This window comes from Pseudomonas sp. HPB0071 (assembly GCF_000478505.2).
In the GTDB taxonomy this organism is placed as follows: Bacteria; Pseudomonadota; Gammaproteobacteria; order Pseudomonadales; family Pseudomonadaceae; genus Chryseomonas; species Chryseomonas luteola.
Window position 1 is genome coordinate 517,066 of sequence record NZ_KI517367.1, and the last position, 22,565, is coordinate 539,630.

Below are 22,565 nucleotides of genomic sequence, written 5' to 3' on the forward strand. Positions count from 1 at the left end.
AGTATTACTTATGGAATCCGGTAGATCCTCCCTCAGCGCCTTGAGCCCTGGTGAACTGGCCCAACTGGTATTGGCCAATACCTCTGACTATGCCGTGGTCGTGTCCGACCTGTCAGGGACCATCGTGGACTGGAACCCCAGCGCGGAAAAGGTCCTGGGCTGGACGGCAGCCGAAGCCATTGGCCAGCCGATATCTATTTTCTTTACACCAGAAGATTGTGCACAGGATCGGCCTAACGTTGAGATGACGGAAGCCGCCCAATGCGGTTGCGCTAAGGATGAGCGGTGGCATATCAAGCAGGATGGCACACGCTTCTGGGCCAGCGGCGAGATGAGTGCGCTGCGCAGGGATGGCGTGCTGATGGGCTATTCCAAGATCCTGCGTGATCGCACACCCGAGCGTCTTGCTGCAGAGCGCCTTCGACTGGCTCAACAGGTAGGAGAGATCGGAACGTTCGAATTGCACCCGGCTCAAGGACGCATAACCGTGTCTCGGGAGATGTGCCAGCTTTGGGGGCTGCCTGAGCAGGAGAGCTTTCAGATCGAGGAGCTGATTGCACTCATCCATCCTGAAGATCGCGCACGTGTTATCACTAACAGTCATGAGTTTTTAGAGGGTGCGTTGGATTACGTCGAGTATCGTATCCGCAGGCCTGACAACGGAGAGGAACGCTGGATGGCTCGTCGAGGCGAGCCTATCTTGGTCAATACTCGTGAAGGCATGCGTTATTTTGGCGTGTGCTACGACATCACCGATCGCAAACGGGCTGAACAGGCACGGTTGGAAAGCGATGCTCGCTTGCGCAACCTTACCCAAGAGATGCAGGAAGGCTTTTTCGTCGCAGAGCCCATCCTGAACGCAACAGGCCATATGGTTGACTTCCGTTTTATCGAGGTCAACCCAGCCTTTAGCCAGCTGACAGGACTTCCGCCCGAGCAGGTGCAAGGCCGAACCCTCCATGAAGCGCTACCTCATATCGATGACACGCTGATAGAGAGTTATGCACGCTTCATACGTCATAACGATCCCGTACATTTTGAACTGCAGCTGCAGGCGTTGGAAGGTCGTTGGTTCGAGTCCTGGTTAAGGCGTCTGGACCCTACCCGCTTTGTTGTGCTCTTTCTGGATGTCACCGCACGCAAGCAAGCTGAAGCCGCCTTGTCGGAAAGCGAAGCACGCTTCAAGGCCATCACGAACTCCATTGACCAGATGGTCTGGGCCAGTCGCCCGGATGGTCATCATTACTACTTCAACGAGCGCTGGTACGAATTCACCGGATCGGTGCCAGAACATACCGATGGTGACAAGTGGATTGAGATAGTTCACCCCGATGATCGGGAGATTACTTGGGCGTCTTGGCAGCAATGCCTCACAAGTGGTGAGCCCTACCGCACAGAGTTTCGGCTTCGCCATCGCTCCGGCCAATACCGCTGGGTGCTCGGGCGGGCTCAGCCGGTACGTAATGAGCGTGGTACAGTCGAGGGCTGGTTTGGGACATCGACCGATATTCAGGACATCATCGATGCTCGCGAGGTCCTTTCCCGTTCACGGGAGGAGCTTGAAAAGCAAATTGAGCTACGCACGCGCGAGCGTGATCGAATCTGGCGTTTAAGTAACGATCTGATGAAGGTCTGCCAACTAGATGGCCGACTCATTTCGGTGAACGAGGCCTGGTACGAGACGCTAGGCTGGTCGGAAAACGATCTGCTTGGCAGAAACTATCTTGAATTCATTCATCCTGATGATGTTGACCGCGTCACGCATGGGCTCAGCATCATCGATCAGGAACGGCGGGCCCGTTCCTACGAGGTACGCCTGCTCCACCAGAATGGCAACTATAGGTTGACCTCCTGGACAGCCGTACCCGAGGAAGGATTGATCTATTCGGTTGGTCGGGATATTACCGAGCAGCGTCAGCTTGAGGATCAACTTCGTCAATCCCAGAAAATGGAAGCTGTCGGTCAGCTCACCGGCGGTATCGCCCATGACTTCAACAATCTGCTGACGGGCATTATCGGCTCGCTGGACCTGATGCAGCGCCGTTATGAATCGGGGCGCGCCCAGGATCTGGAACGCTATATGAGCGCTGCCGTCACGTCGGCGCAGCGTGCAGCCGCCCTCACCCAACGCCTTCTGGCTTTTTCGCGGCGCCAGGCCTTGGATCTCAAACCGGTCAACCTGAACACCCTGGTTGCGTCGATGGAGGAGCTGCTCAGACGCACCATTGGTGAAAAGATAGTCCTCGATACGACGCTTGCAGCAGGATTATGGCCAGCGCTTACCGATACGAATCAGCTGGAAAGCGCGCTGCTTAACCTTGTGATCAATGCCCGTGATGCCATGCCGGAGGGCGGAACGATCACTATTGCCACCTCCTCGGCGCACTTTGATGAGCACACTGACGATCCACACCTGACATTGGCGCCAGGTGACTATGTCGTACTGTGTGTAAACGATACCGGGACGGGCATGAGTCCAGAGGTTATCGAGCGCGCCTTTGATCCGTTTTTCACCACCAAACCCATCGGTCAGGGTACCGGCCTTGGCTTGTCCATGATTTATGGCTACGCCAAACAATCCAAGGGACAGGTCCGTATCTTCTCCACACAGGGCAAAGGTACAAGCGTCAGGCTATATCTACCTCGATACCGTGGCGCGCTGGATGAGCACGCGATCAATACCGAAAGACAATTGCTTAAAGGCTCCGGAGAGACTGTATTGGTGGTGGAGGACGAAACCATTGTCCGCTCGCTGATCGTCGAAGTGCTCGATGAGCTGGGCTATAGCTCGCTTGAAGCGGTCGATGCGCAGCAGGCGATTCCTCTGCTACAAAATGGTCAACAGATCGATCTGATGATCTCGGATGTGGGGCTGCCGGGAATGAACGGCCGTCAGCTGGCCGATGTAGCCAGAACCCTGCGACCGGAGCTGAAGATCCTGTTTGCGACAGGCTATGCCGAAGGTGCCCAGGTCGAAGGCTACCTGGGCGAAAACATGGAGATCATTACCAAGCCGTTCAATGTGGATGCCCTGGCCAGCAAGATTCAAGAGATGATCAAGGCTCAAGATTGATGCGCGTCAGGAGACTGAAAATCATGCCCCTCTCCCGAAGGGCATGACTCATATCACGAGGCGCCTGCATAAGCCCGTATAAGGCAAGATTGTCAGGGTTGCGCTCCACAAACGCAGTCAACAACCCTGTGTCAATAGGCCACTACGCCTTGCTGGCGATCGGCTTTTGCGCTTTTAGTGTCCAAAAGCAGGCAAATACCTTTAAAATCCGTCGCTTCGCTCAATGGCCGTACGTGAAAAACGAACCTTTAGCGGGACAGACTGATCATGTACGGCGTGTATTCAACTCGCGTGAAGGGAACGCACGAACCCCGTCTTTGCCAACATCGCCCCGCTTCCTTATAAGTTGATCTTGCCATGACCCAAGCTACAAACCCCTTTCTGAACTGGCTGATGCGCTCCAGTCTGGTGATGCAGATTCTCATCGGACTGATCGCCGGCATCGTGCTTGCGCTCGTTGCGCCCTCTGCGGCCCAGGCCACAGGTTTCATCGGCTCCGTGTTCGTCACAGCCCTGAAAGCGGTTGCGCCGATCCTGGTATTTGTTCTGGTAGCGTCCTCCATTGCCAATCACAAGCAGGGACAACCTACCCATATCAAACCCATCCTGTGGTTATATGTAATCGGGACGCTGTCTGCATCGGTAATTGCTGTACTAGCCAGCTTTCTCTTCCCATCGACCTTGACGCTGGTCGCCCATACCAGCGATATCAGCCCGCCGGAAGGGATCAGCAGCGTATTGCAAACATTGCTGCTGAGCATCGTCGATAACCCGGTCAACGCGCTCATCAATGCCAATTTCATGGGTATTCTGGCCTGGGCCATTGGCCTGGGTATTGCCTTCCGTCATGCCAGCGAGACGACCCGTACCGTGTTCACTGATCTGGCGGATGGCGTTTCGAGTATTGTCCGCTTCGTGATTCGCTTTGCGCCGCTCGGTATTTTCGGTCTTGTATCCTCGACCCTGGCAACGTCCGGGTTTGATGCCTTGGCGGGTTACCTGCATCTTTTGGTCGTATTGATTGGTTGCATGCTGCTGGTGGCCTTTGTGGTTAACCCGCTAATCGTGTACTGGAAAACACGACGCAACCCCTACCCCCTTGTCCTGACCTGCCTGCGTGAGAGTGGCATCACAGCGTTCTTCACCCGTAGCTCGGCTGCAAACGTACCGGTCAACCTGGGCTTGTGCGAACGGTTGGGCCTGCATGAGGACACCTATTCGGTTTCGATTCCGCTAGGCGCCACGATTAATATGGCTGGCGCAGCCATTACCATTACTGTGCTAACACTGGCTGCAGTCGAAACACTGGGTATTTCCGTTGATATTCCGACGGCTCTTCTGCTCAGCATAGTGGCCGCGGTTTGTGCCTGCGGTGCGTCAGGCGTCGCGGGCGGTTCGCTGCTGCTGATCCCACTGGCCTGCAGCCTGTTCGGGATTCCCAGTGAAATCGCCATGCAAGTGGTAGCGGTAGGCTTCATTATCGGGGTGGTTCAGGACTCGGCAGAAACCGCCCTGAACTCTTCCACCGATGTGATCTTTACGGCAGCGGCCTGTCAGGCCAAGGAAGCCTGACAGTTAGGCAGCGGAAAGGAACCTCCCTTTCCGCTGCCCTACTCCCTACAGTCAGGCAGGCTCCACTGTAATCTTTGGCGTGCCGTTCTGGGTCTGCACCTTGACCCTTCCAGGGGTGTATTCGACGAGGTGGCCCCCGTCAAAGATAAAGGAATAATCCGAGCGATCGGCTGACATGCTGAGCAACCGGTCCCTGTAAACAAGGACGGTCAGCGACCCTTCCTTCTGTACATGATCCGGTTTACCCATCGAGCCTACGAGTTGCTGCTCGGTCATGTACCGCTCAATCTGCACATCCTGAGCGGTCTGGTCATTCTTGTTCCCATGGGTGCACGCTGCCAGGAGCGCCAGGGAAAGCATCACGATTGTCTTGCGCATGAATCTTCATCCTTTTCCGGCCCGGCAGCACTCACGGCTGCACGCCATGCCGAACCCTGATTGACATCGCTACGCTCAAGGCCCGGTCATCCTTAAAGGACTTCAACCCAGTCGTAACGATTCCTTCCGACTCGCTTTCTGTGATTTCGTTCGCAGCGATTGGAAGCTCAGACAGGATGGAGCCAAGAAACAGATGAGATGGCTATATGACCTCAAGGGAAATCAGCGCTTTCCTGGCTGCTTACGTCCACGGAAACGGTTGCGATTGAGCAGTACATAACCGATGAACTGGACAACTGCTGACAGGACCAGGGGCGTCAGGTGACCCGCGTCACGAGGCGCTCTTTCAGGACCGATCAGCGGCACCAGAGCCGTTACCAGCCCCACTACTCCGCCTACGAACAGCACCAGGCCGATCCAGGTTAATGGGCGTACTTTGGATTTGGAGTCGTTCATTCGATTACTCAGCGAGTTTCTAGGCTCGGCTATTCTATAGGATCGCCCGCCTGACTGCCCCCGGTCGGTTGTGCTGAACCGAAACGGTTTCTTACCTTCAAACCTGTATGTTGCCTTCGCAACCCAATCCCATCCGATTCCAACCGCGAGTATTCAGCATGCGTATTGCTTGTCTTGCCTGGGGCTCCCTGATCTGGAAGCCCGGCCCGCTTCCATTGGCTTCTGCCTGGATGAACGATGGTCCAAGGTTGCCGGTAGAGCTCTGCCGCACCTGTGACGGTGGAGAATTAGCGGTTGCCTTGTCTTCAAGCGCACCGGATAGCCCTACGTTCTGGGCACTGTTGAATGTTCAGGACATTGATATCGCCCGTGAATTGCTACGTGATCGCGAGCAGATCAACCGTGAACGCCCTGAATACGTAGGCAGTATTCCAGGCGAATACGAAGGTCCCTATGGTGAACGCATTCGAGCCTGGGCTGACCACAGGGAGCTGGATGCCGTGGTCTGGACGGCTTTGCCTCCCAAGTCGAGGGACGAAGAGGACCGTATGCCTTCTGTTGATGAAGCCATTGCTTATCTCGATGGGCTTGAAGGGGATATTCGAGATCATGCCTGCAACTATGTCAGGCAGCTTCCGCTTGAAATCAGAACGCCTTATCGCACCGCGGTCGAGCAGCGCCTGGGCTGGATGCCTGTTGATCAATGACTGATTCCTAACAGCGGACAGTTGAGTTCATCGGCGAAGCATGGATTTAATACACTTTGTGTCCCGGATAATCCGGGAGCCGCCTGTTATCCTGTCACATGACCTCACATAACGCTTCTGCTCTAACTCTGTTTCGTGGCCCTGGTGAGATACGTGCCCTGGCAAGGGACCTTGATTGGTCGAAAACACCACTAGGCGCCGTATCCACCTGGCCACAGAGCCTTCGCTCAACGGTCCGTACCCTTCTTTCGTCTCAGTACCCCATGATCCTTACCTGGGGTAGTGCATTTACGCAGATCTACAATGATGCCTACGCCAAGCTGATCGGCGATAAACATCCCCGAGCGCTGGGCGAGGATATCCGCATTACCATGGCGGAAAACTGGGATACCCTTGGTCCTATGATCGAACGGGTCATGGAAAGTGGACAGGCGAACTGGACCGCAGCCCTTCCTCTGCTGATGGACCGCGCAGGCTACCGCGAAGAAGCCTATTTCAGCGTCTCCCATGCACCAGCCGAAAATGACGAAGGAAGCATTGTCGGCATGCTGGCTGTGTGTAGCGAAGTCACTCTGCAGGTTGTAGGCGAGCGCCGATTGAAGCTGCTGAGCGATCTCTCCACACAGGCCGGTGAAATTCGAAGTGTCGAAACCACCGGCAGGGACATTGGAGCCGCACTGGCCAGTGATCCGCTGGATCTGCCTTTTGCACTGCTTTATCTAAAAGGCCCTGAAGAGACGCTGAATCTGGTTGCCGCGACGCCCATAGACCCGGGGGCTCATGTGCCCTCTACCGTGTCTGTGGGCAGCACCGCGACTGAGCCGCTGTGGCCCTTCAAACAGGTCTTGGCTGGGCAAGCCCAAACCATTACCGGGCTTTCAGATGCGCTGGGGCTTCATGGTGGCCTCTGGCAGGACCCTGTCGATTCGGCGCATATCATGCCGATCGCTGGCGAAAGTGATGCCGAGCCGCTAGGGGTCCTGATCGTGGGGATCAGTCCAAGCCGTGCGCTGGATGATGCCTATGCCACATTCATCACACTGGTCGCAGGGCAGGTTTCGACGGCCTGCGCAATGCCCGTGCGTATGAACAGGCACAGCAGAGAGCCGAGATGCTGGCTGAGCTGGACCGTGCCAAGACTCAGTTCTTCTCCAACGTATCCCATGAGTTCAGAACCCCCCTGACACTCATGCTGGGTCCGCTTGAAGATCTACTTGGAACACAAACCCTGACGCCCGAGGTTCGGGGTGAGTTGACCATAGCGCACCGCAATGCCCTCCGCCTACTGCGGCTGGTCAACACATTGCTGGACTTCTCCCGTGTCGAAGCAGGCCGCTCGCAAGCCCGGTTCGTGCCTACGGATCTGGCATCTTTTACAGCAGATCTAGCAAGCAGTTTTCGCTCGGCTATCGAGCGGGCGGGTCTTCGTTTCGATGTCTTCTGCCCCACCCTCCCCGAGCCCGTCTTTGTCGACCGGGAGATGTGGGAAAAGGTGGTCCTCAATCTATTATCCAATGCGTTCAAGTTTACGTTCAGCGGCCAGATCCGCCTGGAACTGAGCTCGACCGATACCCATGTTCAGCTGACCGTAGCTGACACCGGGGTCGGCATTGCTGCAGAGCACCTTCCCCGTCTTTTTGAGCGCTTCCACCGAATCGAAGACACCAAGAGCCGTTCCTATGAAGGTTCAGGTATTGGCCTGGCCCTGGTGAATGAGCTGGTTTCACTGCATGGTGGCTCGGTATCCGTGAACAGCGAGCTGAACCACGGCACCACGTTCACCTTGAGAATTCCCTTTGGCAGCCGTCATCTCCCGGACGAATCGCTTCAGGATGGTGCATCCGGTGCGAGCGAAAGCCCTGGAGCGGCACCGTTTGTAGAGGAGGCCTTGCGCTGGCTGGTTGATGACCCCGTGACTCCGCGGCTGGAAACCCAGGCGGCTGGAGCGGTGATGGTCGCAGCAAGGGATCCCATGAAGCGGCGTGCCCGTATTGTGCTAGCCGATGACAACGCGGATATGCGCGCCTACATCCAGCGCCTGCTTGAGCCTGATCATGACGTTGTTGCGGTCGCAGACGGAGCCGCCGCGCTTGAGGTTCTGCAGCAGTACGGAGCAGACCTGTTATTGACCGACGTGATGATGCCCCAACTGGATGGATTCGGCCTGGTACGCAAGCTACGGGAAGATCCGCTGCTTAACACCCTGCCCATCATTATGCTCTCGGCACGTGCCGGTGAAGAGGCCAGTGTGGATGGGTTGGCAGCCGGTGCAGATGACTACCTTGTCAAACCCTTTTCCGCCCGGGAGCTCAAGGCCAGGGTTCAATCTACCCTTGAGCTGGCGCACCTGCGCCAGGAAGCCGAGGAGCAGCTGGCCCAGTCGCGAAAGATGGATGCGATCGGTCAGCTGACAGCGGGCGTGGCTCACGACTTCAACAACCTGCTTGCCGTCGTAATCGCCTCGCTGGATTTGCTGGAGCGGCGTACTCACGACGAGCGTACGAGTCGCTTGCTGAAAAATGCACAGCAGGCCGCCAATCGAGGCGCTAGGCTGACCGCGCAGCTGCTTGCTTTCTCGCGTAAGCAGCGACTCAATGCCCGCCCCGTTGACCTCAACTCGACCCTACAAGGTATGCAGGCCCTGTTGCACGCCACCCTTGGCGGCACCGTAGAACTGGTGATGAACCTTCAAGCAGGCCTCTGGCCCGCGCAAAGCGATTCTGACCAGTTTGAATTGGCTATCGTAAACCTGGCGGTGAATGCGCGGGACGCCATGCCCAGCGGCGGAAGCCTGACCATTCAGACACAGAACATAAGCGCCTCGGATAGTCGCCCGGCCTCCCTGGGACGAGGCGAGTTCATACGTATCAGCCTTACCGACACCGGTGAAGGTATGTCTCAGGAGGTGCTCAGCCACGTGTTCGAGCCCTTTTTCACCACCAAAGCACAGGGCAAAGGGACAGGATTGGGCTTGGCCCAGGTCTATGGCACGGTTCGTCAGTTTGGGGGAGACGTTGAAATACAAAGCCAGCCAGGTCACGGCACGTGTATCTCTCTTTACCTGCCCCGTACTTCAGAGCCGGTACAGGCAATGAGCGAGCCGGTCAACGTAGACCTTTCCTCTCCAATCCCGCTAAGGATTCTGCTGGTGGATGACGACGCGCAGGTACGTCACTCAACGTCTGCCATGCTATCGGAGCTAGGCTATGAACACATCGAGGCGGCAAATGGGCAGGAAGCGATACAGCAGTTACATGATGGAGACGGGATAGATCTGCTTCTGACCGACTATGCCATGCCCGGCATGACAGGCATGGAGCTGTGCAAGCAGGGTCTGGCCATCAAACCGGAACTCAGGATTGTGCTGATGACGGGATATGCGGACTCAGCTGCGCTCTCTGCGGGCAATCTTACAGTATTGAGCAAGCCGTTTACTTTGAGCCAACTTGCCAGCGTCATTATTAATGTTGCAAGCCGCGAGCAAACTATCAAACTTAATTGACATAAGTACATTGGTATAAATAAAACCCTCAAGACAGGCTCTATCTTGAGGGTTTCAGAAATACTTTATTGTTGAGCAAACCGCATGGAAACATTGAATCCATTTAAAATAACGGTTCAATACTCTTTTCAAAGGCAAATAAATACCCCTGATCCGCTAAGCAGGATCCTATGAAGTAGTTTTGCTTTTATTCTTATGCGGTAAAAGCTACAGGGCTTGAAAGAAGCGTGATCAGGTCAGCAGCGGCGTTTCTTGGGCAGCACGGCTGATGTCTTCGATGATCTGTTCTTTTTGCACTTCGGTCAGTGAATTCCACTGCTTCTGTGCGAAAACGGTGAGACTGAATACGATATAAACCGAGAGGACGCCAATAACCAGCCATTCCATAATCGATACGCCCTCTCGACGACGTTTCGATGCACCTTCTTTAGTTCTCACGTTACCTCCATACAAGATATTAAAAAATCGATTCAGCTGCCTGAAGACGCAAGCTTAATATCCAGCGGTCACATCAAAAGGCAGCAAGCTAACTAATAGGGGCCAAATACCTGACGAGCGGTTATCAACCAGTCAAATGACTGCAACCGTTAATTCTTGTCGTTAGGTATCGGTTTAAAAGACTACTTCTTGATAGTCGTAGCGACTTATTCTTGACCTAGCGGCATGTCAAATGGATGACTTGGCCGGGTTTCAGGGAGAACCGGTTGTCCCAGTACTCGATACAAGCGTCGTGGCTGTTTCGAGGGTCAGAAGATAAGGACAATATCCGGTCTTTCAACGCGACACTCAGCCGCACCCCTTTGTACTCGATATCCAACGAAACATTGTCCAGCGCAGCAGGAGGCGCAGGCATCACCTGTAAACAGGCCACACTGGGCACTATCCCCAGGTAATGCCGCTGCAGGACATCCAGCGACCCGGCCATGGCGCCCAGATGAATCCCTTCCTGAATGCCGCTATCAGAAGGTGCATCCAGGTCGGTACGCAAGCTCTGCCTGAAGTAGTCCCAAGAGCGCTCCGCATCCAGACGAGCCAACGCACCCGCACAAACCACTTTTGACAGACTGGATTCATGCGTGATACGTGCCAGGTAGTAGTCAGCCGTTCGCCGAATCTCAGCCAAATGCTCGATATAGCCCAAGCGCGCAAGAAGCCGCTCCAATTCCCGGGGCGGAAACAGGTAAAGTAGCATCAGCACATCGGCTTGCTTGGTCAGCTGATAATTGTCGGTCTTGTCACCTTGAGCCTCCAGCATCCAGTCCAGGCGCGGCCGCCCATCTTGACGAAATTTTGGGGGCGGTGACTCCAGCCGGTCAAAGCCTTCAAACTGGCTGATTACGCCATCTCCCTGCACAGGGACATACAGCGTACGGCTGATCCGATCCCAATCCACTCGCTCCAGTGGCGTAACACCAAGCCGCTGTTGAAGTGCATCGGCTTCCTCGTCAGGTAGTAGATCAAGTAATTCCAGAGCCAGGGCCAACACCCAGGACGCCATGACATTGGTATAGGCATTGTTATCGAGCCCCGGCACATCGGTATTGGGATACGCGTTGTGATACTCGTCGGGACCAATAACGCCTTCAATTACATAGCGCCCCCGCTCTGGATTAAAACGCACCATGCTGGCCCAGAAGCGAGCAATTTCCAGAATCAGCTCGCCGCCGTTGTGGCTCAACAGGGAGCGATCTCCTGTAGCGAGATACAGCTGCCAGACATCATAGGCAATGGCTGAACCCACGTGCCGTTGCAGACAGGTATGGTCGGGCACCCAGTGATGGGACAGTGGATTACACTGATAAGGAGGGGTTTCCTCCCCTCCGGTTCGCCCGCTTCTCCAGGGGAACATCGCTCCGCGATACCCGCTCCTGCGCGCCAACGCCCGTGCCATGTCGAGGCGGGCATAGCGGTAGTTCACTACCGTATGAGCAAGCTCTGGAAAGTGAGTGGCTAGAAAGGGCATGGCAAAAATCTCATCCCAGAAGATCTGCCCAAAATATCCTTCCTGCCAACCTCTGGCAGGCCACCCCATGTCCTGACCAAGACTGTTGGGCGAAAGCGCCTGAAGCACATGGAAACGATGCAGGCGCAGGGGCAAGGCGAGATGATGCTCGGTCATCTGCATGGCCATGCGGCCCCATAACCTGTGCCAATGGGCGGCGTGCCGCTGCAGGACGCTATCAAAATCGGAGCGCCGACGGAGTTGGTCGCGCATAATCGAAAGCGTTACCCCACTGTCCTCATGACGCGGGATTTCACCCTCGACCCTGACCGTTACATATTTCTCGATGATCAGCGTTCTGCCTTCAGGCAGATCACAGGTAGCCTCAAGGCACAGGCAGTCGCCCATCACGGCCTGTTGCCAGGGACCAGCCGGCATACTTAGCCGGGTATGTGCCGCAACTGCTACCTCGCGGGACCGGTCATGCAGGGATGCCAACACAGCGGCGCCACCGTCAGCTTCGCTATGGAATCCAATGGTTTGCAGGCGTCGCCCCTCATAGGCTGCATCACGCTTGACCCCGGCATTTCTGACCCCGGCGTTGAGCGTCGAGCGCACCCGGATGCAGCCTCCATCGGGTACGTACACCTCCCAGCGCAGTACGCACAGATCAGGGTCGGCCATGCTGACCAGACGCGTCTCGCTCAGCCGCACTTCACGCGTCGGCCCCATCATGAAAGTCATGTCGCGCCGCAGCGTGCCACGGTCCAGTGAAAGTACCTGGCGATAACGCTGAAGCTTGACAGAGGCTAGGTTGAACCACAGGTCATCATCCAGCGCGAACGTGAGTCCGAACGGATCAGGCAGGTTGACCAAGGCCGTCATGGCGATGCGCGTCCCATTCACCCTGCGTGGCGCATCGTCATACCAACCCGCACGATAAAAACCGGGGTAGTGCTGGTCGTCCCCCTGGCTCAGACGGCTTGCGCTAAGTTCCGGTGCACTGGCCCGCATACTGAGCACACCATTGCCCAGTGCCAGAAGTGCTTCACGGCGACGTTCGTCCGAGGGCTTGTACTCATTGAATATGATCTCGGTGCGAGTTGTGTTGAACGCATCATTCATGGAGATTGCGTACCCCTGCTCTCAGCCGGTCCGCCTGCTGCTCCACCTCCTCGCGCGAAGGATAGGCAGGTTGCGAGCCGTATCCTCTTACTGCCAGGTTGGCAGCAGCAACGCCTCGCAAAGCGGCTTCCAGCGGTGCGAGGCCTTCCAGCAGGGCAATCGACAGAACGCCTGTGAACGCATCACCGGCCCCCGTGCTGTCCACTATATCAGCCTCTCCTGCCGGGATAAGCGCTGCGCCCTCCTCGGTTACCAGCACACAACCGCCATCCTCCAGCTTGATGCACACAATCGAGACGCCCCACTTATGAAGCGTTCGAGCCGCTTCCAAGGCCGATTCGGGAGAGTCGATCGTGATGCCGGTGACTCCCTCGGCTTCGGAGGCATTGGGCGATACCGCCAGAACCTTGCTCAGCAATGCCTTTTCAACGCGGTCGGGAAAGGACAAGTCCATTACGACAGGAACGGTACGCTGGTCTGCCGCCTCGACAGCCTTACGCACTACCCAGGCAGGTATCTCATAGTCCACTGTCAGCAACGCCGGCGGAGCGGTCTGCCTGATCGCCTCAACCATGGCCTGGGCAGATGCCTCATCCCATTGATCGTTGGCGTTGGTTGCCAAAACGATCTGTTTCTTGCCTTTGGGCGGGACCATAATGATGGAAACCCCGGTAGTCGCTCCGCGCGCCGTGCAAACCGAACCTATATCGACCCCTGCAGCCTGCAGAGGCGACAGGGCTTGTCTTGCCAGATCATCGTCTCCCACGCAGCCCAGCAGCCGAGACGTACATCCGAATACCGCACCCAAATAGGCTACGTTGGCCGCTTTGCCTCCCGAAAGGCGCACGTGGTCATGGGCGAGCAAGGTTTCGGCACTACCTGGCTCCTCATCGAGCCGCATTTGAAAGTCTGCATTGATGCTGCCCAGGGATAGCAATGTAGAGCGGGTCAAGGCGTTTCTCCCATGAGAATAAGAGCACTAAGGAGGACTCGCCCCGATTGTTCAGGTTCGCTGAAAGCTCGTTTTTACCGATCGATTGCGCAACCAGGTGTAACAACAGGCTGTCCACCTTAGACTCATACGTAAGGAACGCCCATGACCTGTTGCCTGTTCGATATCAATGAAACACTGCTGGATCTGGCAGGGTTGGATTCGGTCTTTTTCCAGACCTTTGGTTCATCCACAGCGCGTAGTGCCTGGTTTGCCCAGACGCTGCAGAACGCCATGACCGCTACGATTACTGGCCCTAGCATTTCATTCGAGGAAGCTGGGCAGGCTGCGCTGACCATGCTGGCGCAACGTGAACAGGTTCAGCTGTCAGAAGCCGATCGCCACCACGTTAAAACCGCCATGCGTATGCTGCCAGCGCACCCCGATGTCGAGCCAGCGCTTGAGCAGTTGCGCAAGTCAGGGGCTCGAATAGTCGCCCTGTCCAATAATGCACGCGAGCTGGTTGATGCCCAATTATCCGCCGCTGGACTGCGTGGCTATTTTGATGAAGTGCTTTCGGCAGAAGATGCTCAGACTCTAAAGCCGGATGCGCCTGCGTATCTCCAGGCTGCCAAAACCCTGAATACAGACCCAAAACGGCTGTGGCTGATTGCCGTGCATGCCTGGGACATCGCCGGCGCCCAACGCGCAGGCTTCAAGACCGCACTGGTTTCACGCACTGCTCAACAGGTACCCAGCCCATTGGCGCCACCTACAGTTCAGGGTTCTGACCTGACGGCAGTCGTCGAACAGATACTGACCCTGGAGTCAGCCTGAATAGATGTTTCTGTATGTTACTGATTCCTGAGCCCATCAGTGACTAATGCCGCGGCCTCCACGGCAGGCAGAGATCACAGCCAAACTGTATACCCATGCGCATCTGTCGCAGACAGAAAAAAAACGTAGAACTTTGCGGACCTGACCTATGTCAATGAAACCGTAACGTTGGTGTGGCTATCAGGTGAGGCATATGGATAATCCTTTTCAAGTTATCGCTGCGGCTTTCGAAGCTGATTACCGCGTCAATTTCCGTATTGAGCGCATGGATGGAAGCGTCACGCTGACCCTTTCGGACGATACCGGCACCAAGGCTCGTCGTCTGATTACCAAAGAGCAACTGCACACGCCGAAAAAGCTGGACCGCGTCATCGATGGCATTCGCCTGGGCATGGCGATCGACAGTGGCTGTGGTGTACCGGAGCTGTTGGCCTCCCTGTCGCCCTACAAGACGTATTCGATCTCCCGCTGAGCAAGTAGTAGCTGCATGTCTTCACCCAACGGCCTTGGTGGTGTCTCGATGACTTATGATCATGGTGAGTCGATCGGCGCGCCCTCCTCTTTTAATACGGTAATTCCGCTAGCTGACGCGACGAACCTGTCGTCCAAAGAAAATACGGTCGTTACCGACGCGATCATGGCGACACGCTATGCGTTGGCATGTGATGAGCTGGCAGACGCATTGGCCCCGCTCAAGGTGTGGCCAACACTGACTGACCTGCAGGGAACATTTTCCTTTAGCGTGCTTGATCTCTACGGACGCGTCGCCTACCGCTCAACACGCATTCGTCAGGTGCAATACAGCGAACCCGGCTCGCTGAAAGGTACTGTCTCGGCAGCCCGACGCGCGTTGGCTGCGCAGGGCCTGGGTTTTCCAGTCTGGGATACAGGTCTTGAAAAACCGGACACCTGTCCGGAGGAAACGACAGCCCCTGCAGATCTGCCTTGCAAGGGCTGTCGCTTGATGGGGTGTAAGTACTAGCGTCAATGGCCAGCCCTACTTTTTAGCGCAACAGCAACACCCGCTAGTGGCGGGTTTTTTGTTCTAAATCAACACGCATGACATCCAACAGGCAAAGCCTGCTGGATGTCGATTGAGCAAGCGCAATAACACGCTGTCATAGACAGACGCCTATGCCTCAATCAGCATAACGCATTACGGTAGCGCCCGTGGCTCGCAAGGTAGCCAACGATTGCGGTGCCAACGCCCCCGCGCGAAGCGAGACGTCTTTGCGCATATCGTCGATCACGATTTGCAGCGCGCGGTCATCGCTTAGCTGGCGAGCGGAAATCACACGCGTAACTCGCGCATCGCTGCCCAAATCCTGTACGCAGAACACAACGCTTCCGTCAGGACGAGGCTCAGTTACCGAGCATTCGTAAGTTGGAAAGGCAGTCATCAGTTTTTCAGTTGCGCTATTCATCATTCCCCCATTCATTAAATAGTTTTACGTTTTATGAATGCGATGAGAAAGACAGTGACTTGGAAGCCAGAGTTCACAACAAAAACTTGAAATTCACGAAAAAATGCAATAGAAGTCGCGATCCTGCTGCTATCAATGCGCCATCTACCGGCAAAATGGGCGGTTTAAAGACGAAGCAGTGTCATACAACTCCCTTCCTTGCCTCCATCAACAGTAATAACTCTGGCCTAATCCTGCATTAAAAAGGTGGCGATCTGTTCGCAACTGAACGGCCAATCCAGCTCCCGTCCACTTTCCAAGTGACGCAGTACCGGAATTCGCATGCCGTACCGCTCCACGCCTCCGTCCAATTCCACAATATCAACGGTTTCGACCAGCAGACCATGCTCAACGAAGGGCATCAGGACCGTTTCAGCGTCATGACAGAGGTGGCAGGCTGCGGTAACCAACAACTGACAATGTGGGCTCATGGCCACCTCCTAAACGTGCAACATCTTTCAGTATGGTACGGCTTGAGCAAGCCAAGCATTGATATACCTCAATGGAGTTTACGCTGGCTCATTTAGACTTTTGCTCATCATCACGGGGCTTGGCGTATTCGAAGGGGAGATAACCCCTCATTACGTGGTCGACTTAGTGACGTAACCTGACTGTGAGGCCTACGTGTTCATTGATCTTCTCTTGCTGTTGGCGGCGTCCCTGGTGGTCATCTCGCTAATACGCCGAGTCGGACTGCCGCCCTTGCTGGGCTATCTGTTCGTAGGTCTGGTCCTGGGCCCCAATGCCTTGGGCTGGGTTCAGCCGGATCAGTCTCTTCCCCTGATTGCCGAGATGGGCGTCGTGTTTTTGCTTTTCATGCTAGGCCTGGAATTTTCCCTGCCTCGCATGCTGGCGTTGCGTCGGGTCGTCTTCGGGTTGGGCAGTTTCCAGATTCTGCTATGCAGCATTCCGCTGGCACTGCTCCTGAATCTGCTGGGCGCCTCGCCCGGAACTGCCGCGTTGTTAGGGGTTGGACTGTCACTGTCCTCAACCGCCATCGTGACGCGAGAGCTTTCCACCTTGGGCGAAGTGCTGACGCCCCATGGTCAGAACACCATAGGCGTCCTGCTTTTTCAGGATGTGGTCGCGGTACTGCTTTTGACCCTGATTCCGGTCTTCAGCGGGCATGCCGATACCGTGTGGTATTGGGCCCTTCCCCTTACTTTGGGCAAGACGGCCGTCCTGTTCATCACCCTATTGGCGGCCAGCCGCTGGCTCTTGCCTCCCCTGTTTCGTGAAATCGGCAGCTCCCGCTCCGCCGAGCTGTTTCTGCTGCTGGCATTGCTGATCGTCCTGCTCACCGCCTGGCTCACGCACCTGATGGGCCTTTCCATGGGCTTTGGCGCATTTCTGGCAGGGATGCTGCTGGGCGAGAGCCATTATCGGCATCAGGTCGAAGCGGATTTGCGTCCTTTCCGAGATGTGCTTCTAGGCCTGTTCTTTATCAGTGTCGGCATGCTGATCGATATACAGGTCGTCATACGCCAACCTGGTTTCGTACTGCTCCTGGTCCTAGCACTGGTCGTCCTGAAGGCACTCATCGTGGCACTGGTCGTTCGAAACCGCTTTGGCGATAACGCCACCGGCTGGCGCACGGGCGTGGCGCTGGCCCAGGGCAGCGAGTTCTGCTTTGCACTGGTGGCGCAGGCCAGGCAGGAAGGACTGGTGGAAGAAATGTTCTCCGGTGCGCTGTTGACGGCTGTTTTCATTTCCATGGCCATTGCGCCTGTACTGCTGCGCAATGCTTCGCGGCTGGCCCGATCATTGGGGCTGGTCAGCCCAACACCCGTCTCGGACATTGCCAGTGCCAGCGAGGGTCTCGCCGGGCATGTGATCATCTGCGGCTTCGGCCGGGTCGGGCAGTCGATCGCCCGCCTGCTGAGTCTGGAGAAAATACCGTTCACAGCGCTGGATAACGATCCTGTTCGGGTCCAGGAAGCCGTGGCTATCGAGGCAAGCGTTCATTATGGAGACTCTAGTCGTACCGAGCTCCTGGAGGCCGTAGGCATTGCCCATGCTCGTCTATTGGTTGTTGCGGTAGACGACCCATCCCGGGCGCTGGCCATTGTTCGCCTGGCCCGTCAGCAACGGGCGGATCTACCTATCCTGGTGCGCACACGAGACAGCAGCCTCAACGCCGACCTGCGCGCTGCAGGTGCCAGTGCCGTTGTTCCCGAACTGCTTGAGTCAAGCCTGATGCTGGGATCTCAGGCGCTACTTCTCCTGGGGTTATCAGAGCGCCACGTCCAGGAGCGTATCGACACTATTCGGCGGGAGCGCTACAGCCTGCTGCAAGGTTATTACCAAGGCGCACAAGCCGATGTGCTGGATGCTCACCGCAACAGCCGCATCATGCTGCATGCCATCTATCTTCCCGATAATGCCCATGCGGTCGGGCGGCCCCTGGGCTCTCTGGAGCTGGAGGCGCTGGGACTTAGTCTGGAAACCATCCGCCGTGATGGCGCGGAGCTGATCATCACGCCGGAGCTACTCCTTAAAGCCCATGACACCGTGCTGCTCAAAGGGCCGGTCGCGGCTTTGGAGCAGGCCGAGGCCCGCTTGTTGGCCGGTATGTCATGAAAGAGCGACAAACGGAACCTTTGCGACCCAGACAGGTTCGAACCCGCTGAAGCAAATGAAATTCAATCTTTCACGATCTTTGCAAGGAGTATCGATATGACGATGGAAAGCGTTCTTCCACCCTCGCAGGAAGACCAGACCGATTCCAGCACTCAAAAGCAGACTCACCGTGAAAACCTGCGTAATGTTCAGAATGCAATTACTGCCGAGTTTTCTGCACTGATTGCAGATGCCGAGCGCCTGCTCAAAGGTTCGACATCGTCTTCGGGCGAGCAGATGGATGAAGCCCGCAACCGCCTGACTGATACCTTGGCCCGCGCTCGCGAAACCCTGAAAGCCCAGCAGGCCTCCGTGTACGATCAAAGCCGTGCGGCTGTTCAAACCACTGAAGAATACGTTATCGAGCACCCGCTGAAGTCCGTAGGCATCGCAGCCGGTATCGGCTTTGTAGTAGGCCTGTTATTCACCCGTCGCTGATAAAGGAGTGGGATGAATGGACATGACACCGCCGAATCCCCATGAAATACCAGACGAAGTACCCAAGCCGTCCCTGAAGCGGATGGCAGGTGCGGCAGTCGGTCTGGTCCAGAGTCACCTCGAGCTGCTGGGTATCGAGGTTCAGGAAGAGAAGGTTCGCACCTTCAAGCTGTTCCTGCTGACCGGCCTGAGCCTGATTTTCGGTTTGCTAGTCCTGGTGGGGCTATCGGCGGCCGTCATCATTGCGTTCTGGGATACTCACCGTTTGCTGGCAACCCTTCTGCTTTCCGCCGCTTACGCCGTCGCGATGGCGCTGTGTGTCTGGAAGGCCATGAGCCTGATAAAGGGGAATCCTCCGTTCCATGCCACGCTTGAAGAGCTGGCCCGTAATCGGGAGCGCCTACTGCCATGAACCAACCTCTAACGGCGGCTGTTGGCCGTCAGAAGCGTAAGGAAATGGTACGGCTGCGCATGGAGCTGTACCGTCAGCAGATCGTTTACAACGCCGAGCCCTTGCACAATCCGCTCGGGACCTTGAAGGAGATGGTTCGTCCCAAGGACGTGGTCACTCAGTCCAAGGGGCCGTTGGTGATTGGTGCGACGCTGCTTCTATCGTTGTTTGGTAAGCGCCTGGGGCCCATTGGACGCCTGGCGCGGATAGGTCTTGCCGTGTATCCCTTCGTCAAGCGTTACCAGACCGTGCGTCATAATCAGCACGCGCAGCACGCGGCGCAACAGGGTACTCATCACCCTTACCCTTAGGAATACTGGCGCACGGATGCGCCATATGCCTGCTCTATCCTAGCGAATATTGGCCGCATTCTTGCGAGAGAAAAGAGACCCTCTTTTCAACCTCAGGTCAGCTCACGGCAGACCTAATCCGCAGGAAGGACCCCGTGCTCACAGGATACCCTCTCGCCTTTTTTCAACCCTTCATCGATACCGCAACCGGACAGATCGCCGGCGTAGAAGCCTTGGGCCGCCTGCGTCAGGCAGACGGTAGCTGTCAGTCGGTAGGCCCACTGTTCGCGTCCCGTACGGTTTCACCCATAGACCTGCGCCAGCTGGATCGAGACATCCGTGATAATGCCCTGAGCCGCTTCCGCGACGCGCCACCAGACTGGTTTCTGAGCTTGAATATTTCCCCCCGCTGGATCAGCCACGCCCGTGCGGATCACCCATTGCCGAGCCTGAAGCAGGTCGAACGCCAGGGGATTGACCCTCGGCGTATCGTGTTTGAGATCACCGAGTTGGCAGGTAATCAACAACGCTTACTGGACGTGGTTCATCGCTACCGTACCGCCGGTGCCAGAATCGCCATTGATGACTTTGGTGCAGGCTATTCACAGCTGGATCGCGTCATGGACCTGGCACCGGATATCCTCAAGCTCGACATGCGCCTGTTCCAAGCCGCGGCCAGGGGTGGACCCAGTGGTGAAGTCGTCAGAGCCATGGCCCTGATGGCTGAGAAGATTGGCTGCTGGATCATTGCCGAAGGGGTTGAGACGGAAGAAGAGCTTGATTTCGCACTGGAATGTGGCGCTCGCTACATACAAGGCTTTCTTTTTGCGCAAGCGGCTGAGCAGTTTCAACCAACCGGGACCCATGTCGAGCGCTTTGCAGCCCTGCGAACACGTTATGTGCAGCGCAAGCTACGAGAGCGTACAAGGCTCATGATGTTGCGCCAGCAACTGGCCCGTTTTATCCAGGAGGTGCGTCCCTGGGCAGAAAACAGGTCAATGATCAGCGCACTTCCCCTTCCCCATGACCTGCCCTGGCTGCTGCGCCTGTATCAGTGCGATCGACATGGCACCCAGATAAGCCCGAATCTGGAATGGAACGGCATGTTCTGGCAGGAAAATCGTCGCTACCTGAACCACAACTGGTCATGGCGCCCATACTTTTACAGCCTGCTTGCCGAGGGCGTGGATGAGCGCCGCCTGAATCTCTCCACTACCTACCGGGACGCCACTACCAACCAGTACTGCATGACGGCAGGCCAGTTCATTGCCCAGGGGCAGCGGCTTCTGCTGATCGACATTGACGCCTCGCTTTTGACGGAGCCCCAGATCTGAAAACCTGCCTGATCGAGAACGGTCTATCGTGTAAGCATTGCCCCAGTATCGCCTACAGGCACAAGCCTGCTAGGGTACGCCACACGAAAACCGTTGTTGCGAGGTAGGCCTTGGACTGGCAAACACTTCTAACCCGCGAGCGCCTCGGCAAGGCTGTGCACAGCACCGCCGAACTGGGCCGCAGCCCGTTTCACAAAGATCACGACCGTATCATTTTCTCAGGCGCCTTTCGCCGCCTGGGACGTAAGACGCAGGTGCATCCGGTCAGCAGCAACGACCATATCCATACCCGACTGACCCACAGTCTTGAAGTCGCCTGTGTAGGCCGCTCGCTCGGTATGCGCGTAGGCGAAAGCCTGCGTCATCAGTTGCCGGACTGGTGCGAACCCAGCGATCTGGGGGTAATCGTGCAGTCAGCGTGCCTGGCGCACGACATCGGCAATCCTCCCTTCGGACACTCGGGGGAAGATGCGATTCGCCACTGGTTCGCCCAAGCGGCCGGCCGTGGCTGGCTGGATGACATGAGCGACATCGAGCGCGACGATTTCCTGCACTTCGAAGGCAATGCCCAAGGCTTTCGTGTCCTGACACAGCTGGAGTACCACCAGTTCGATGGAGGCACACGCCTCACGTATGCCACATTGGGGACTTACTTGAAGTACCCCTGGACGTCCCGCTATGCCGAGGCACCCGGCTACAAGAAACACAAGTTTGGCTGCTACCAGAGCGAGCTGCCGCTGCTTGAACAGATTGCCAGCAAATTGGGTATTCCTCTGCTTGGCGAGGAGCGTTGGGCGCGGCATCCGCTGGTCTATCTGATGGAAGCGGCCGATGACATTTGCTATGCGCTGATCGACCTGGAAGATGGGTTGGAAATGGATCTGCTTACCTATGCCGAAGTGGAAGCCCTGCTGCTGGGCCTCGTAGGCGATGATCTGCCCGAAACCTATCGCCAGCTCGGCCCACAGGACTCGCGTCGGCGCAAGCTGGCCATCTTGCGTGGCAAGGCCATCGAACACCTGACCAATGCCACGGCACGCGCCTTTGTCGAACAACAGGACGCCCTGCTGGCCGGTACCCTGAAGGACGATCTGGTCGAACACATGGATGGTCCCGCCAAGCTGTGCGTGCAGCGCGCCAAAGCCATGGCCCGGGAAAAGATCTTCCAGGACAAGCGCAAGACACTGCATGAAATCGGTGCCTATACCACGCTTGAAATTCTGCTCAATGCGTTTTGTGGCGCAGCGCTTGAACAGCATCGCGGCCGTGAGCCATCCTTCAAGCACCGGCGCATTCTGGACCTGTTAGGCAACAGCGCGCCGGACCCGAACTGGCCGCTGCACCGCTCGTTCATGCGGGTAATCGACTTTATCGCCGGCATGACGGACAGCTACGCCACCGAAATGGCTCGCGAGATGACAGGACGCTCAAGCCCTGTTTGACCATG

At 56.5% G+C, this 22,565-nt stretch carries 21 protein-coding genes; 14 read left to right on the top strand and 7 right to left on the bottom strand.

Going from position 1 to position 22,565, the window contains the following annotated elements:
* The first annotated feature begins 10 nt into the window (after nt 1–10).
* Entirely contained in the window at nt 11–3,073 is a 3,063-nt protein-coding gene (locus HMPREF1487_RS02640) for a PAS domain S-box protein (protein WP_010795048.1), read from the top strand.
* Nucleotides 3,074–3,430: 357 nt separating this feature from the next.
* Entirely contained in the window at nt 3,431–4,645 is a 1,215-nt protein-coding gene (sstT, locus tag HMPREF1487_RS02645) for a serine/threonine transporter SstT (RefSeq protein ID WP_010795049.1), read from the top strand.
* Nucleotides 4,646–4,696: 51 nt separating this feature from the next.
* On the opposite strand, the gene HMPREF1487_RS02650 is transcribed toward sstT, so the two are convergent.
* Complete coding sequence (locus HMPREF1487_RS02650) at nt 4,697–5,023, bottom strand: hypothetical protein (RefSeq protein ID WP_010795050.1); 327 nt, start codon at nt 5,021–5,023, stop codon at nt 4,697–4,699.
* 222 nt (nt 5,024–5,245) lie between these two features.
* Nucleotides 5,246–5,479 carry a hypothetical protein gene (locus HMPREF1487_RS02655; RefSeq protein WP_010795051.1) on the bottom strand — a complete coding sequence of 78 codons (234 nt, stop codon included), beginning with the start codon at nt 5,477–5,479 and terminating at the stop codon, nt 5,246–5,248.
* 158 nt (nt 5,480–5,637) lie between these two features.
* Here HMPREF1487_RS02655 and HMPREF1487_RS02660 point away from each other — a divergent pair, with 158 nt between their 5' ends.
* The 3 genes from HMPREF1487_RS02660 (at nt 5,638) to HMPREF1487_RS02665 (ending at nt 9,688) form a co-directional block, all read left to right on the top strand.
* On the top strand, nt 5,638–6,186 hold the full coding sequence (locus HMPREF1487_RS02660; RefSeq protein ID WP_010795052.1) for a hypothetical protein: 549 nt from the start codon (nt 5,638–5,640) through the stop codon (nt 6,184–6,186).
* Between the two features lie 98 nt (nt 6,187–6,284).
* Nucleotides 6,285–7,370 (top strand): hypothetical protein, encoded by a 1,086-nt coding sequence (locus HMPREF1487_RS27775; protein ID WP_051370157.1) that lies wholly within the window; start codon nt 6,285–6,287, stop codon nt 7,368–7,370.
* Complete coding sequence (locus HMPREF1487_RS02665; protein ID WP_051370159.1) at nt 7,298–9,688, top strand: ATP-binding response regulator; 2,391 nt, start codon at nt 7,298–7,300, stop codon at nt 9,686–9,688. Before HMPREF1487_RS27775 ends, HMPREF1487_RS02665 begins: the two co-directional genes overlap by 73 nt.
* A 231-nt stretch (nt 9,689–9,919) precedes the next feature.
* Here the strand turns inward: HMPREF1487_RS02665 and HMPREF1487_RS27210 are convergent, their stop codons facing one another.
* From HMPREF1487_RS27210 to HMPREF1487_RS02680, 3 genes are all read right to left on the bottom strand, one after another.
* Nucleotides 9,920–10,126, bottom strand: a complete 207-nt coding sequence (locus HMPREF1487_RS27210; RefSeq protein ID WP_010795055.1) for a hypothetical protein — start codon at nt 10,124–10,126, stop codon at nt 9,920–9,922.
* A 217-nt stretch (nt 10,127–10,343) separates the two neighbouring features.
* On the bottom strand, nt 10,344–12,755 hold the full coding sequence (locus HMPREF1487_RS02675; RefSeq protein ID WP_010795056.1) for a glycoside hydrolase family 65 protein: 2,412 nt from the start codon (nt 12,753–12,755) through the stop codon (nt 10,344–10,346).
* Nucleotides 12,748–13,707: a PfkB family carbohydrate kinase gene (locus HMPREF1487_RS02680; protein WP_010795057.1), complete on the bottom strand. Its 960-nt coding sequence runs from the start codon at nt 13,705–13,707 to the stop codon at nt 12,748–12,750. The genes HMPREF1487_RS02675 and HMPREF1487_RS02680 overlap by 8 nt, the downstream gene beginning before the upstream one ends.
* A gap of 144 nt (nt 13,708–13,851) precedes the next feature.
* Between HMPREF1487_RS02680 and HMPREF1487_RS02685 the strand changes: the two genes are divergently transcribed.
* The 3 genes from HMPREF1487_RS02685 (at nt 13,852) to HMPREF1487_RS02695 (ending at nt 15,505) form a co-directional block, all read left to right on the top strand.
* Complete coding sequence (locus HMPREF1487_RS02685) at nt 13,852–14,523, top strand: haloacid dehalogenase type II (protein WP_010795058.1); 672 nt, start codon at nt 13,852–13,854, stop codon at nt 14,521–14,523.
* Nucleotides 14,524–14,716: 193 nt separating this feature from the next.
* Nucleotides 14,717–14,995 (top strand): DUF3509 domain-containing protein, encoded by a 279-nt coding sequence (locus HMPREF1487_RS02690; RefSeq protein ID WP_010795059.1) that lies wholly within the window; start codon nt 14,717–14,719, stop codon nt 14,993–14,995.
* 15 nt (nt 14,996–15,010) lie between these two features.
* Complete coding sequence (locus HMPREF1487_RS02695) at nt 15,011–15,505, top strand: hypothetical protein (RefSeq protein ID WP_010795060.1); 495 nt, start codon at nt 15,011–15,013, stop codon at nt 15,503–15,505.
* A gap of 157 nt (nt 15,506–15,662) precedes the next feature.
* Here HMPREF1487_RS02695 and HMPREF1487_RS02700 read toward each other — a convergent pair whose 3' ends face one another.
* Nucleotides 15,663–15,923, bottom strand: coding sequence for a DUF3509 domain-containing protein (locus HMPREF1487_RS02700; protein WP_169715110.1), 261 nt, complete (start codon nt 15,921–15,923; stop codon nt 15,663–15,665).
* Between the two features lie 251 nt (nt 15,924–16,174).
* Complete coding sequence (locus HMPREF1487_RS02705; RefSeq protein WP_010795062.1) at nt 16,175–16,417, bottom strand: glutaredoxin family protein; 243 nt, start codon at nt 16,415–16,417, stop codon at nt 16,175–16,177.
* A gap of 193 nt (nt 16,418–16,610) precedes the next feature.
* On the opposite strand from HMPREF1487_RS02705, the gene HMPREF1487_RS02710 reads away from it, so the two are divergent.
* The 6 genes from HMPREF1487_RS02710 to HMPREF1487_RS02735 all read left to right on the top strand — a co-directional run bounded on the left by HMPREF1487_RS02710 (nt 16,611) and on the right by HMPREF1487_RS02735 (nt 22,560).
* Nucleotides 16,611–18,566: a monovalent cation:proton antiporter family protein gene (locus HMPREF1487_RS02710; protein WP_010795063.1), complete on the top strand. Its 1,956-nt coding sequence runs from the start codon at nt 16,611–16,613 to the stop codon at nt 18,564–18,566.
* A gap of 96 nt (nt 18,567–18,662) precedes the next feature.
* Nucleotides 18,663–19,043 (top strand): ElaB/YgaM/YqjD family protein, encoded by a 381-nt coding sequence (locus tag HMPREF1487_RS02715; protein ID WP_010795064.1) that lies wholly within the window; start codon nt 18,663–18,665, stop codon nt 19,041–19,043.
* Between the two features lie 16 nt (nt 19,044–19,059).
* Nucleotides 19,060–19,455 (top strand): phage holin family protein, encoded by a 396-nt coding sequence (locus tag HMPREF1487_RS02720; protein ID WP_010795065.1) that lies wholly within the window; start codon nt 19,060–19,062, stop codon nt 19,453–19,455.
* Entirely contained in the window at nt 19,452–19,805 is a 354-nt protein-coding gene (locus HMPREF1487_RS02725; RefSeq protein WP_010795066.1) for a hypothetical protein, read from the top strand. Before HMPREF1487_RS02720 ends, HMPREF1487_RS02725 begins: the two co-directional genes overlap by 4 nt.
* 134 nt (nt 19,806–19,939) lie before the next feature.
* Entirely contained in the window at nt 19,940–21,118 is a 1,179-nt protein-coding gene (locus HMPREF1487_RS02730; RefSeq protein ID WP_010795067.1) for an EAL domain-containing protein, read from the top strand.
* 110 nt (nt 21,119–21,228) lie between these two features.
* Nucleotides 21,229–22,560: a deoxyguanosinetriphosphate triphosphohydrolase gene (locus HMPREF1487_RS02735; RefSeq protein WP_010795068.1), complete on the top strand. Its 1,332-nt coding sequence runs from the start codon at nt 21,229–21,231 to the stop codon at nt 22,558–22,560.
* The last annotated feature ends 5 nt before the right edge of the window (nt 22,561–22,565 follow it).

Bases quoted from the DNA above. Each gene is read 5' to 3' on its own strand.
- HMPREF1487_RS02690 (WP_010795059.1), top strand. From the start codon at position 14,717: ATGGATAATCCTTTTCAAGTTATCGCTGCGGCTTTCGAAGCTGATTAC.
- HMPREF1487_RS02715 (WP_010795064.1), top strand. From the start codon at position 18,663: ATGACGATGGAAAGCGTTCTTCCACCCTCGCAGGAAGACCAGACCGAT.
- sstT (WP_010795049.1), top strand. From the start codon at position 3,431: ATGACCCAAGCTACAAACCCCTTTCTGAACTGGCTGATGCGCTCCAGT.
- HMPREF1487_RS02700 (WP_169715110.1), bottom strand. From the start codon at position 15,923: ATGACTGCCTTTCCAACTTACGAATGCTCGGTAACTGAGCCTCGTCCT.
- HMPREF1487_RS02695 (WP_010795060.1), top strand. From the start codon at position 15,011: ATGTCTTCACCCAACGGCCTTGGTGGTGTCTCGATGACTTATGATCAT.
- HMPREF1487_RS02650 (WP_010795050.1), bottom strand. From the start codon at position 5,023: ATGCGCAAGACAATCGTGATGCTTTCCCTGGCGCTCCTGGCAGCGTGC.
- HMPREF1487_RS02665 (WP_051370159.1), top strand. From the start codon at position 7,298: ATGCTGGCTGAGCTGGACCGTGCCAAGACTCAGTTCTTCTCCAACGTA.
- HMPREF1487_RS02725 (WP_010795066.1), top strand. From the start codon at position 19,452: ATGAACCAACCTCTAACGGCGGCTGTTGGCCGTCAGAAGCGTAAGGAA.
- HMPREF1487_RS02655 (WP_010795051.1), bottom strand. From the start codon at position 5,479: ATGAACGACTCCAAATCCAAAGTACGCCCATTAACCTGGATCGGCCTG.
- HMPREF1487_RS02685 (WP_010795058.1), top strand. From the start codon at position 13,852: ATGACCTGTTGCCTGTTCGATATCAATGAAACACTGCTGGATCTGGCA.
- HMPREF1487_RS02640 (WP_010795048.1), top strand. From the start codon at position 11: ATGGAATCCGGTAGATCCTCCCTCAGCGCCTTGAGCCCTGGTGAACTG.
- HMPREF1487_RS02705 (WP_010795062.1), bottom strand. From the start codon at position 16,417: ATGAGCCCACATTGTCAGTTGTTGGTTACCGCAGCCTGCCACCTCTGT.
- HMPREF1487_RS02660 (WP_010795052.1), top strand. From the start codon at position 5,638: ATGCGTATTGCTTGTCTTGCCTGGGGCTCCCTGATCTGGAAGCCCGGC.
- HMPREF1487_RS27775 (WP_051370157.1), top strand. From the start codon at position 6,285: ATGACCTCACATAACGCTTCTGCTCTAACTCTGTTTCGTGGCCCTGGT.
- HMPREF1487_RS02720 (WP_010795065.1), top strand. From the start codon at position 19,060: ATGGACATGACACCGCCGAATCCCCATGAAATACCAGACGAAGTACCC.
- HMPREF1487_RS02675 (WP_010795056.1), bottom strand. From the start codon at position 12,755: ATGAATGATGCGTTCAACACAACTCGCACCGAGATCATATTCAATGAG.